Raw genomic sequence first — 12,469 nt, 5'->3', positions numbered from 1 at the left:
ATACCCGATACCCAATCCCCAATCCCACCTAATACGGCGGATAAGCAAAATCATCTTCATCAGCATAAACGTAAGAATTGGAAACTCCTGCCATTGCCATTTTAGGCGTTTCTGGTTTTACGGGTTCCTTGCCAAATTCTTTGTATTCTTCAAAAGCTTTGCAGATAATTGCAGACTCAGGAGAATCCGAAGCAATTAAATATTGTGTTAAAGTCCCTACCGTGGGATGTTTATAGTCTACAGTTGAAGCTACCAGAACTGTATTTGGTTCAATGCCTCTTTCTTCACATTCAATTATGGGGCAAAAAATCCCATGAGCGTGGAACAAAGGACCTTTTGGTGTCAAGGGTTGCTTGCGATAAATAGCATAAGCCTTTTCTAGTTCAGCAACGAATCCACTAACTACTTTGCCTTGTTGATATTCGGAGTAAGTTTTGCTAAAACTTGCTCCAGCTGCACCATTAAGTGTTAGTTGTAGTGGCAATCCATGCAAAAATTTTTTATTTTCTCCCACTATAAAAATTAGATAGCGAGTAAAGGTTTTAAATTTAAGTTTGTCGGCTAAAAAAGCATCATAATTCTCTTTGAGCGTACCCAGTTTTAGACCACTTTCTCGGTCTTTAACAGACAATGGTCCCCGACGTACAATAACCAAGCGTGGAGTAGTTGTAATAAAAACCGTTTCGACTCCAGAACTAAATTCATGCTCTACCTGCTGCCAATTATCATCGGGTACAAAGCCCACAGCATTGGCATTATCCAGCTTAATTGCCAAACCGTGGGATTGTATGCCATCTGTGCCATACCGAGGATTAATCATCTGACACCAGGGAATGACTTGCGAAGGCGGTGCATTGAATTTATCGTCTTCAAAGTCGAAATTAGCAGATGCTTTCATCGTTTTAGGCTATCAAAGTGTTTTATGGAACAAGGTTATCCGCAGGTCGAAGATCCTGGGGAAGCAGTTATGTGCTGCGCTTCCCAAAGTTTAGGAACTTAAACTCGCGTAGTAGTTTTTCCAGAGTAAGACAGAATCAATCTATGTTGCAATCCCTGTTTTGTTTTTTAATAACAGATTCTTACTTTGGCTTCTCCCTGTTTCCCTCTAATAAATCAGGATTTACCAAAAAAATTACCAAAAAGCTTAATTTATCGTAGACACGTATTGGTTTGTCGCAGTCTATGCCAAGAAAAATGAGTGCCGTAGGTATTTCTCCTCCATTGAAAACTCACAGATCTAACTTCCCCTTCAAAAGGGTAAGCCATACTTCTGAATATTTGTTGGATACTACTTTTTGTTCCTCATCTGGTGACATTTAAATCGGCAAATTACTTGGAAATTAAAGCAGTAAAAGTCCTCAAATCAGGCACTTCTAAATCAGGTTGACTAATTATTGGTATGTTAGCACTAACTCCTTCTTTCTCTCCTCGACGGTTCACCCAGACTGTTGATAGCCCTAAAGATTTGGCTGCAATAATATCGTGGTAAACACTGGCAGCAACATGTAATATCTGCTCTAGTGGTAAGTTAATTCTCTCAATAGCAAATCTAAAGTTGTTTAAAGAGGGTTTGTAGCTTTTTACCTGTTCTGCTGTAATTATCCGATCGAATTCCACCTCTAAGTGCTTGGCGGAGAAAGCAAAAAGATCGTCATCAACGTTTGAGATGATTACCAATTTAAACTTTTGCTTTAAAGCTCGAAGTGCCTCAACTGTATCGGGGAAAGGTAGCCAATATTGAATCGAATCAGGAAGTGAATTTAGTTCGTCAGTAGTTGGCTCAAAGCCAATTCGCTCACCAAATTTCTGGATTATTCTCCTCAAAACTTCTCGATACTGAATGTATTCTCCTTGTTCGAGTTCCGCTTCAAATTCAGCAAAAAGTTCCAGAATTTGGTCGTCATTTAAATCGCTATTGTGTGCCAGGAGAAGTGGCTTTAGTGCCTCTAATATGCCGTTTTCCCAATCAATTAAGGTTCCATAACAATCGAATGTCAGAGCTTTATACTGATGAAAGTCAATCATTTTTTATACTCCATAGCTTAATTAATACTGTTCAGTTTTCACAAGCCAAAAAATGGGTGATATGATATCGGCTTAATCACTTATGAAAAAAATTCTCCGCGTAAGTAGCGTATCCCTGTCCTAGTGTCAGTCTAAACGATAACTATTCAGCGGGACATGATATGAATCTATGTGCGATCGCCACCTTTACCATCCTTAAAGTGCGTGAACCTACCGTTATATCAAAGCAGAGTTTAAATAAGTAGAGAATAAAATACCAATCTGTCTGAAGCAAAGTAGCTAAATCGGTACAATAAAACTAAACTATTTTAAGAAAAATAAAGTAGCTTAAAACCCTCTTGTATCATAATTATTGCATCATACTTGCTGTTTTATTCAAACGACGAATATTTACACCTTCCTGCTTAGCGTGTGGGATAATGTTATCCCAGAGAGGAAATTATTCCTAAGATGTTTGTATGGATGCGAAATTTCAGGATATAAAAGCAAATACCAGTAAAGAATTAAACTCAACTAAACAACAATCTCATAGCAAGCCATCAGTACCTTTTTTGGTAACAGAGGCAGTAGTTAAAATATTGGAAGATATGGGAGTGCAGTATGCGTTTGGTGTTTCGGGAGGAGCGATCGCACCAATGTGGGCGGCGTTACACCAAAGCTCCATTCAGGTGTTGCACTTTCGTCATGAAGCCGGAGCAGCTTTTGCAGCCATTGAAGCTTATTTTGTGAGCGATCGCCCAGTTGTGGTGTTCGCGACCACAGGACCGGGGATCGCCAACGCTTTGACAGGATTATTAGCTGCCCGTTGGGAAGGGGCTAAGGTGATTTTTGTGTCAGCTTCAACCTCAGCAGCACAGCGGGGACGTTGGGCTATTCAAGAAACCAGCACATACACCATGCCTAGCGCAGGTATTTTTACTGCGGGGCAAATATTCCATTACGCCACGACTCTCGAATCCAGTGATGAACTTCCAGAGGTTTCTCAAAGACTTGCCCTCAGACTAGGACAACCAGGAGGATTCATCGCCCATATAAGTATTCCGACAAATATCCAAACAAGTTTACTCAAGACTTCATTGCCAGGAGTAACTCTGTCTCACAGTGTATCAACAGTAACTGAGGAAACGATCGCTGAATGTGTCCAGTTACTGTCTGAAGCGCCGTTTGCCATCTGGGTAGGCTTCGGGGCACGGGCTGCGGCAAAAGAGATTTACTACCTTGCCCAGAGGACAGGAGCTGCTGTAATCTGCTCACCACGGGGTAAGGGAATCTTTCCTGAAAACCATCCTCAGTTTGTAGGTGTCACAGGTTTTGGTGGGCATGAGTCGGTTTTGAGATATATGCAGGAGCAACGTCCAAGACGCCTGTTAGTACTGGGAACGCGTCTTGGTGAATTTACCTCCTTTTGGAATCCGACGATGATTCCTTCCCAGAGCTTCCTGCATGTTGACATCGACCCTGACGTACCGGGAACAGCATATCCATCTGCCAACACTTATGCTATCCACTCAGACGTGAGAATTTTTCTCAAGGCATTGCTGAAGTACTTTCCCGAACGCCCTGGTACTTCCAAAATTCCCTCTGTACCGCTATTTAAACCCGATGCGATCGAGCCACATACGGACAGTTTAGTGCGACCAGAAGTGCTAATGAATGTGATTCAACAAGTAATTGTTGATGGCAGCGATGCCCTGGTGATGGCAGAGTCGGGTAACTCGTTTGCTTGGGTAATTCATCTGCTGCGATTTAGCACACCAAATCGTTACCGCATCAGCAACGGATTTGGGTCTATGGGACATTTTGTCACAGGTGTAGTGGGTGCTGCTTTGGCGCGGAACGGCAAGGCTGTTGCTATTGTCGGAGATGGTGCCATGCTGATGAACAGTGAGGTAAACACGGCTGTAAAATATCAAGTTCCTGCGGTTTGGATTGTACTCAATGATGGGCGTTATAACATCTGCCAACAGGGAATGGCCTATCTAGGATTCAATGACGCCGATGCAACGATTCCCCAAGCAGATTTTGTCAAGATTGCTGAGGGTATGGGAGCAGCAGGTATTCGGGTTGAAAGGGAGTCAGACATTCAGTCTGCTCTAGAAAAAGCGATCGCCGCAACTACTCCATTTGTGGTTGACGTAATCATCGATCCCACACAAATACCACCATCTGAAAGTCGCAATCAGAGTTTGATTTCACAAGGCGCTACAAATTATTAATAGATGATTAAGCTGATGCGTGTCTAAAGTATATAAACACTTTTGATGGTCGTTGACTGTTAACTGTTGACGGGTTTTCAGTCATCAGTCATCAGTCATCAGGTAAATGTACAAATTAAATGTGTAACAGCTTATATATGATTTATTCTCCAGTCGGTATTCGTTCCCTCGCTTTGAGTCTTCCGAGCATCAGACGCACAAATGACTATTACATAGAAAAACACCCACAGCTAGTGACTCAAGCTGAACAAAAAGGCTTTGCAAAGCTATTTGCGCTCACTGATTCAAGTGCGACTAACCAATTTGACCAGGAAATGTTGCCTTATCTATCAGACCCCTTTCGTGGCGCTATTGAGCGATGGGTGCTTGGACCTGGTGAGTCTTCTCTGACACTGGAGTATCGCGCTGCAATGGATGCATTGAATGCGGCAAAGCTTGCTCCTGAAGACGTTGAACTGATGATTGTTTGCTCAGTCTGGCCTGAACAAATTGGATTTGGTAATGCCGCTTTCCTCGCTGGTCAACTAGGTCTTCAGGGTGCTGCATGGAATCTTGATGCTACCTGTGGAAGTACTCCAACTGCCCTGCAAACTGCCAGCGCTTTGGTGAAAGCAGGAGAATATCGCAATGTACTGGTAGTGATTTCCTGTACGTATTCTCGCTTTTTCGATGAGGATGATACATTACCCTGGTTTACTAGCGACGGTGCTGGGGCTTTTGTAGTTGGTGCATTAGAAGCTAATCAGGGAATTCTGGGTACAAAGACTGTTCACACTGCTGCATTGAGTGAAGTTCTCTTTGCTGAACTCACAAAAGATAAGCAAAACAATCCACAAGTCCGTATGCGAATGGGCAAGGGCGGGAATGCTCTTAGCGAAACAGCTGGGGAGTTTCTGCGTAGATGTTGCGAAGGTGCTGTTGCTGCTGCTGGCGTAAATCTTGACCAAATTGACTTTTTTCTGTTCAATACACCTACAGCTTGGGTTGCAAGCTTCTGCACCCGCGTACTAGGCATCGACCCAAAACGTACACTCAATCTATATCCACAGTATGCAAACCTCGGGCCAGTGTTGACTGTAGCAAATTTGTATCATGCTACACAGTTGGGAAAAATTCGACAAAATGACCTAGTTCTGATCTATGGTTCCGGTTGCTCAGGAGCCGCAGCTGCGAATGTAATGCGCTGGGGCAACGTGGCACTAGGTTCTAACCCCACTAAGGAATCTGACTCAGTACTAAAAGATACCCAAGATAAGCTATTACGCATTTAACTTATACATCTATCTGATGACTGATGACTGAAAACCTGTCAACCGTCAACTGCCAACGATTATAAAGAGTGTTTATATAATTTAGACGCATATCAGCTTAGAAGCTTGGTTTCTTGCTAAGATTATAGCAATTTGCTTGTTAGACGCTGCAAGCGATCGCAGTCAAAACTCCACAGCCCCTAAAGCTTTCATTGTCGAAATAGTCGCCTCTGTTATACCTGTAACGCCAGTAATATTCATGCCCTCATAAAGTCTAGGGTTTAGAATAGTTTTCAGACAATCACCAGTCAAGATATCCCAAAGCTTAATTGTTCCACTTTCACAAGCACTGCTTAGAATTTGACCATCCGGGCTAAAAGCGACCGACCAGACTAAATTGCTATGGCCTGACAAGGTTCTGACGCAACTCTCTGTAGTCACATCCCACAACTTGACAGTTTGGTCACTGCTACCACTAACTAGCGTGCGAGTATCCATAAAAGCAACCGAGTATACAGAACTCGTATGTCCCCGCAAAGTTGAAAGACACTCAGTAGTTTTGATATCCCATAACTTAACAGTTTGGTCGCTACTACAACTAGCTAGTGTTCTACCATCAGGACTAAAAGTGACTGACCAGATAAAATCACTATGACCATATAGAGTCCGAAGGCATTCACCAGTGTTGACATCCCACAACTTGATCGTTTGGTCTTGACCAGTACTAGCTAGGGTTCGGCCGTCTGGGCTAAAAGCAACTGACCATATCACCAACGTGTGTTCGAGCAAAGTCTTGAGACAGTCTCCGGTGTTAGTATCCCACAACTTCGCTGTTTTGTCTTCACTGCCACTAACAAGGAAATGACCATTGGGACTAAAGGCAACTGATGTGACCCGACTACTATGCTCTCGCAGAGTTTTGAGGCACTTTCCAGTGTTGGTATCCCACAACTTCACTGTTTTGTCTTCACTGCCACTAGCAAGGAGGCGACCATCGGGACTCAAAGCAACTGATGTTACTCTATTACTATGTCCTCGCAATGTTTTGAGGCACTCTCCGGTGTTGGCATTCCACAACTTTACCATTTGGTCACCACTGCCACTTGCAATTATATTACCTTCATGGCTAAAGGTGACCGACCAGATTCCATAACAATAACCCTGGAAGGTCTTGAAGCATAAACCACTGCTGACATCCCACAGCCTCACTGTTTGGTCACTGCTACCACTGGCGATGGTTTGACCATCTGGAGTAAAAGCAACTGACCATATCCTAGTACTATGTCCTGAGAAAGTTGTCAGGCAACGAGCAGTACTAACGTCCCACAACTTCACTGTTTGGTCATGTGAACCAGCGATCACTCTATGCCCATCTAAATTGAAGGAAACTGACGTTACCCAGTCAGTATGACCCTCTAGAGTCTGAATGCACCGACCAGTACTAACATCCCATAGCCTCACAATTTTATCACGACAGCCACTCGCCAAGGTTTGGCCATCTCGGCTAAAAGCGACTGAGCAAATACCAATATTAGGATGTAGCAAAATTTGAAAAGTTTGAGCAGTACCAACATTCCACAGCCTCACTGTTTGATCATCATCGCCACTGGCAAGTGTGCAACCATCGGGACTGAAGGCTACTGATGTAACCCGATTAGTATGACCTGAAAGAGTTTTGAGGCATTGCTTAGTGTTAGTATCCCATAGCTTTACTGTTTGGTCTTGACCTCCACTGGCAAGTATGTGACTCTGAGGACAGAAGGCGACTGACCAAATTCCCCCCTTATGACCATAAAGTGTCGTCAAACATTGCCCGGTGTTAGTATCCCATAGCTTTACTGTTTGGTCTTGACTGCCACTAGCAAGCATTTGACCATCGGAACTAAAGGCAACTGACCAGAGCCAATCTGTGTGTCCTACACAAACAAGCAATTGTTTTCCATCCGCAACCTGATAGAGGCGAATCTGATTATTAGTATCCCCAGTAGCTAATAACTTTCCATCTGGGCTAAATGCTACCGAATGAATGCCTCCTAAAGTTTCCGCAAAAACACAGTTAGTTAGATCGGCATGAGCAAAATTTGCATTGTGCAAATTCACACTTCGTAGATCTGCTTGCCAAACGGTTAGATCGGAAAAATCATAGCTACTTAGATCGGTCTCCAGATAAGAAAGCAGATTCAGAATATTTCCAGCTGTATAACCTGGCTCTAGGGGCGATGTCTCTCGGAGTTTTACTAGAATTTGAGTTAATTGATTTTCAATTTTTCTTTTACTTCTTAATGTATTGAGCAACCCATCTATAACTGGTTTAATAATCAGGCGAGTTTGAGTTTCTTTAAGATAGTCTTTACCTATGGCTTTTATTAGAGCATGACGCCTAAACAAATCAATATTCTCAGTGACAATCTCTTTACATACCTGTTCTGTCAACCTATTAGTGACATACTCTATAACCACAGGTTGGAGCGTAAAAAGCGATCCAGTTTTTTCAATGAGCGTAGGCGTAGCTTTCTCGATTAGCGATCGCCTCCACAGCGATTCTATAGCCTCTAATAATTTGGGATGTGGTATTGGTGATATAATATCATCTCGCAATTGCGAAAGTGTAATCGACTCACGATTAATCGCTAGCCAGTACATTATGTCCTTTTCTAAATCTGACAAGCGCTCAAATTGCTGCTCTAAAACATCACGAATGTCCCCAAAAACCGCAGTATCTTGTTGCAAAAATTCAGCCACTTTACCATCAAAAATATCTTGAATGGTCGTAGCAACAATCTTCAAGGCTAATGGATTACCGGCATAGCGCTCAATCATTACTTTCCATTCATCTTCTGCCGCAGATAGCCCTTTAAGTTTTAAGATTTCTTGCCCTTCTACCACGTTTAAACCACTTAGTGGTAATGAGCGAACAGGTAGTATTTCTCCTTCCAATAATGCTACTTCTTTCGGTTTTTCCCGACTAGTCAGGAGTAAACAGCTTTGGTGAGTTGCTTCTCCTACCCGTCTTAAAAGCTCGCCATATTCCTCATATCCTTCTCGATAAAGTCCAGCGCGGCTACCACTACGAAAAATTGACTCTGCATTGTCAAATATCACTAAACAACGATTATTTTGTAAATAATAAAGTAGTTGTGATACCCGATCGCTAAAGCTTTCTGGTAAGTTACCTTCTGTTTGGTGTTCGTCAGAGAGAAATTGGATTAAGCTACCGAGAATAACTTTAACAGGTGGAGCTTCTCGTAGCGATCGCCAAATAACATACTCAAAGTTTTCCTGAATCTGTTGAGCAAACTTTACAGATAGTGCCGTTTTCCCAATGCCTCCGATTCCCAATACTGCCACTAATCGACAGTGTTGATCCAAAACCCATTTCTCTAATATAGTCAGTTCTTGTGTACGTCCATAAAAAACTGATGTAAAGATAGCTTCTCCCCAATCTAGACGACTATTTGAGCTTGAATAGTCACTTTTATCTATTTTTAACGAAAAAGCTGAAAAAAGCTTCTCAATAGTATGTTTATCAACTCCACCTTCTCGATTCAATACTTTCGAGACGGTACCGGAATATAACCCAGAACGGGCGCTCATTTCTTCTAGAGTATACCTATTTCCAAAATTTTCCTTTGCTTCAGACTGATGTTTTGCTTCCTTAATTTTTTGCAACCCTTTAGTAGTAAGTGCAACGCCACGCTTGCGTTTCCAATTCTGTAAAGTCATGTATTAATTCACCGTTTGCGTAATCGCCTTTAACTAAAAGGAATTATCTACTAGGTTGCTGTAGATATGAAGTGATAAGCTAATTGCCATTGATTTTTTCAGACTGATTTGCTTGTAGTCAGCGGCTCTATCCCCGATCTCTAAGTTAACAGCCTTTGCTCAATAGACTATCTTCTAATGTGGTGTATTCCTGACCTCAGTTCTCCAACCGAAACCTTATTCCATTTGGGTAATGCCAGATTCATAATACAGCGCTTTGCAAGTACTCAGGTATAAAATACAGGAATTAAAATCTAGACATAAACAGTTTCTAACTTCTACCTCCTACTGAAGCTTGCAGACTCGCTCTAAGCGTTAGTGCAGCTACTGTTGGTAAACGCGAACAGCGTGTCGCAGACAAGCCTCTCGTTCGCGTAGCGTCTCCCTTTGGGAGAAAAGAAGGATTTACGCTGCGCTATCCTGTCTCAAAACCCGTAACTTTGTACCTCATACAAAAAAAAGAAAACTGCTATGTATGCTGCTAGTTGCTTAATAGATTAACTTTTCAATCATATTTTTAGAGACTAAAGCTTAAGTTCAATCTTAAAATCTGGATTTTCACTGGTAAAGACAGTTGTAAATTTGGCAATCTTGATAACGAAAGTTTGTAAATAATATTTAGTCTATCAATCTAATGAATAAGACTACCGTCGTAAAATTTTCCAGTTTGGCAATGTCCACGAAAAAAAAGGCGGTCAAGCGAATAACTATCAACCTGACATCAGATGAAGCCAAGAACCTGGAAAAATATTGTGAACAGACAGGGAAAAGAGCAACGGATGTGATTCGGGAACTCATTCAAGCATTGCCATGACCTAACTTTTTACACCAGGTTTTAAAAGTTCAGAGTCCAGAAGAGTCATAGTTGAAGTTGATACACAGTCTTTCTCCGGGGATTGTGCAATCTAATAATCGTTATCATGTCATTTTATTGACAAAGCAAAATAGAGAACAGAAGGTAAGATTAATTCAGAAAAATTAATGAGGTGGCTTTATACTGGCACTAAAAGAATAAAATATTAGTCGAGATGCCTACTGGAGGTAGTGATTTCCGGATGCATTGCGTTGCAAAAATCGCTCTTTTAGTAAGTAGTATCACGACTGTCTTCAACAAAATAATCTCCTTGCTTAAATTGTATATTTTTAAGTGTGGGGTTTTTTATAGTGCCAGCATAACTGCTTTAGTGAAGGGATAGTGCGAAGTCAAGGAGCCACTGTGCAGAACAGGAGTATCTTCTAGACAAGAAGTACAAGCGTCTTAACCCGTCCAACGGAGTTGTTCCCCATCAGAGATTGGTGGAAAATTTAGGTTTGGACTTTCAGCGCCTAAGTCTTAGAAATTGAGATACACAAGCCAGAGACGAACGCTTAATACTCCGTAGAATATTTCAGTAGTATTAAATACTCTACTGAGGCATCTAGCTTAATTCGAGATACCTCAAAATTTGCTCTTGAGCAATTTTAGTTGTAAACCCGCTTTACTCATCTGAATAATCCTAATTTTCTTGGGATAATGACTATTCGATCCTTGTCGTTACTTCCACGATTGAGGCTGAATTGTAAGTGATTTACAACTTAAAGAATGTTCAAAAAAGCCTTAACCTAAATTTGTACTAATTTTAACTCAACCTTTGCTCAGGCTGTATGTCTTAGTAAGAAGATTGTGTAGTAACTATGACAATATACGGTATTACTATCGGGTTTTAGATGTATTATATTCATCAGCCCTAAAGTATAGGCCAAGTTGAAGGCTCTTAGTAGTTGCTTGTTAGTACGTTAAGGATCGTAGATTTATGAAACTGCAACTTACCGAATTACATATACTCTGAGCCAGCCAAATTAACTGGAGCGTAGATCTATGACATGCACAGATGCTGGTCGCATAGTGGGAAACCATATGTCTATGCCCACAGCATGACATTTGCATGTTTTCTGTGGAGTTTTCTTAGTAAACTTGAGGAGTAAAAATGCTTGAGGCTATCGCTGTTGCTTGGTTATTACTATTTTTTGGGGATTTCTTATCTACATTTATTTACCATGTACCCGAGCACGTTTTTGGTAGCCTTCATTTAAAAACGCACCACTCCTGGAAGAAAGACTTTCGTCACTATGCTATTTTGACTTTCAATCGCCAGGTTCTTTTAGATGGTATCTTGGGCGCTTTGCCTTACATACTCATAGCAGTAGTTCTGTGGTCTTTTTCTCCCATTGGCGTTATTGCAGGACTACTGCTTGGTCAGTTTCATGTATGGTGGAGACACATAAGTGTTTTGGGTTGGGAAACTCCAAAGCCTGTAAATATTTTATGCCAAATTTTATTTATTACTACTCCTGAGAGACACTGGTTACATCATCACAAAACTAATTTGGGTTTTGGCGATATTTTTACTTTCTTTGAACAACCTGCACAAATGTGGTTACGCTGGCTGCGATTGCTAAGACTTCGTTTCCGCTACTCTCGGACATAACTCAAGCTAGCGCTTAACTCAATATTTTTTGTTGTAGAAAAAGAAGTTGCGATCGCAACTTCTTTTTCTACGCTATATAGCAGAGCATGGGGCGGAGGGGAGACAAGGGAGACAAGGGAGACAAGGAGATAATACCGTTTTTAAGATTGATACAGATTCTTGCAGGGGAAGCAGAGGAGGCAGGGGAGCAAGAATAGTGATTTATTTGTATCAATAATTAAATTAATTTCGTGAAATGGTATAAATAAAAGTCCTAACTCAGCACGGGCTAAACGCCCCGCTATCGCTAACAGCACTCCTAACGCCCCATCCCCTAATTCCAATCTTGCTCCTCTTTCTTGCCGCGACTTTTATAAATACCCCCCAAGTCGTGCATCTGGCGAGTTTTCTCATAAAGTTGGGCTTCGGTCAAACCCCACTGCTGCAAGACTTTATCTAGATCTTTTTGAATGTCTCTTGCCCCTGGAAAACCTAGATAACGAATTCGTAATCTAGCTAATTCTGCCAAATTATAGTCTGTCGCCTCTTGAGCGAGTAAGATATCAATAAGGGGGCGATCGCGGTTATAAAGAGGATGTTGTTGATCTTTACCGCCCGTAGCTTCAGTCATTGTCAATTCTGATTGCTGAGTCCTAAGTTTTAAGTTTAGCTGACAGTGGGAAACAGGACAGGTAAAAGAAAATTGTCAAATACCGAAAACTTAACTCTCAACTCTGGAACTCTTTATTTCCTCTATACTTAACTCAGG

Annotated in this window: 8 protein-coding genes; 4 read left to right on the top strand and 4 right to left on the bottom strand. The window is 41.6% G+C overall.

Annotated elements, in window-relative coordinates; translation table 11 throughout:
- Positions 1-28: 28 nt before the first annotated feature.
- Positions 29-898, bottom strand: coding sequence for a DUF5895 domain-containing protein (locus ACFG4S_RS31435; protein WP_392532779.1), 870 nt, complete (start codon positions 896-898; stop codon positions 29-31).
- A 431-nt stretch (positions 899-1,329) separates the two neighbouring features.
- The gene (locus ACFG4S_RS31430; protein ID WP_392532778.1) at positions 1,330-2,025 is read right to left on the bottom strand and encodes a haloacid dehalogenase type II; all 696 of its coding nucleotides are present in this window, start codon (positions 2,023-2,025) and stop codon (positions 1,330-1,332) included.
- A 458-nt stretch (positions 2,026-2,483) separates the two neighbouring features.
- Here ACFG4S_RS31430 and ACFG4S_RS31425 point away from each other — a divergent pair, with 458 nt between their 5' ends.
- On the top strand, positions 2,484-4,241 hold the full coding sequence (locus tag ACFG4S_RS31425; protein ID WP_392532777.1) for a ScyA-related TPP-binding enzyme: 1,758 nt from the start codon (positions 2,484-2,486) through the stop codon (positions 4,239-4,241).
- 137 nt (positions 4,242-4,378) lie between these two features.
- Entirely contained in the window at positions 4,379-5,512 is a 1,134-nt protein-coding gene (locus tag ACFG4S_RS31420) for a 3-oxoacyl-ACP synthase III family protein (protein ID WP_392532776.1), read from the top strand.
- Positions 5,513-5,674: 162 nt separating this feature from the next.
- Here the strand turns inward: ACFG4S_RS31420 and ACFG4S_RS31415 are convergent, their stop codons facing one another.
- On the bottom strand, positions 5,675-9,214 hold the full coding sequence (locus tag ACFG4S_RS31415; protein WP_392532775.1) for an NB-ARC domain-containing protein: 3,540 nt from the start codon (positions 9,212-9,214) through the stop codon (positions 5,675-5,677).
- A 712-nt stretch (positions 9,215-9,926) separates the two neighbouring features.
- Between ACFG4S_RS31415 and ACFG4S_RS31410 the strand changes: the two genes are divergently transcribed.
- Together ACFG4S_RS31410 and ACFG4S_RS31405 are read left to right on the top strand one after the other, a co-directional pair.
- Positions 9,927-10,067 carry a CopG family transcriptional regulator gene (locus ACFG4S_RS31410; RefSeq protein ID WP_392532774.1) on the top strand — a complete coding sequence of 47 codons (141 nt, stop codon included), beginning with the start codon at positions 9,927-9,929 and terminating at the stop codon, positions 10,065-10,067.
- A 1,153-nt stretch (positions 10,068-11,220) separates the two neighbouring features.
- Positions 11,221-11,721, top strand: a complete 501-nt coding sequence (locus ACFG4S_RS31405) for a fatty acid hydroxylase (protein ID WP_392532773.1) — start codon at positions 11,221-11,223, stop codon at positions 11,719-11,721.
- 313 nt (positions 11,722-12,034) lie between these two features.
- On the opposite strand, the gene ACFG4S_RS31400 is transcribed toward ACFG4S_RS31405, so the two are convergent.
- Complete coding sequence (locus tag ACFG4S_RS31400) at positions 12,035-12,331, bottom strand: DUF3288 family protein (protein ID WP_392532772.1); 297 nt, start codon at positions 12,329-12,331, stop codon at positions 12,035-12,037.
- Positions 12,332-12,469: the final 138 nt, after the last annotated feature.

The organism is Nostoc sp. C117 (assembly GCF_043099735.1).
Lineage (GTDB): Bacteria > Cyanobacteriota > Cyanobacteriia > Cyanobacteriales > Nostocaceae > Nostoc.
Note: the sequence above shows the minus strand (reverse complement) of the source record. Positions and strands in the feature narration are given on the sequence as shown.

Coding starts and splice junctions, on each gene's coding strand:
- ACFG4S_RS31435 (WP_392532779.1), bottom strand. CDS start 898: ATGAAAGCATCTGCTAATTTCGACTTTGAAGACGATAAATTCAATGCA.
- ACFG4S_RS31430 (WP_392532778.1), bottom strand. CDS start 2,025: ATGATTGACTTTCATCAGTATAAAGCTCTGACATTCGATTGTTATGGA.
- ACFG4S_RS31425 (WP_392532777.1), top strand. CDS start 2,484: ATGGATGCGAAATTTCAGGATATAAAAGCAAATACCAGTAAAGAATTA.
- ACFG4S_RS31420 (WP_392532776.1), top strand. CDS start 4,379: ATGATTTATTCTCCAGTCGGTATTCGTTCCCTCGCTTTGAGTCTTCCG.
- ACFG4S_RS31415 (WP_392532775.1), bottom strand. CDS start 9,214: ATGACTTTACAGAATTGGAAACGCAAGCGTGGCGTTGCACTTACTACT.
- ACFG4S_RS31410 (WP_392532774.1), top strand. CDS start 9,927: ATGTCCACGAAAAAAAAGGCGGTCAAGCGAATAACTATCAACCTGACA.
- ACFG4S_RS31405 (WP_392532773.1), top strand. CDS start 11,221: ATGCTTGAGGCTATCGCTGTTGCTTGGTTATTACTATTTTTTGGGGAT.
- ACFG4S_RS31400 (WP_392532772.1), bottom strand. CDS start 12,331: ATGACTGAAGCTACGGGCGGTAAAGATCAACAACATCCTCTTTATAAC.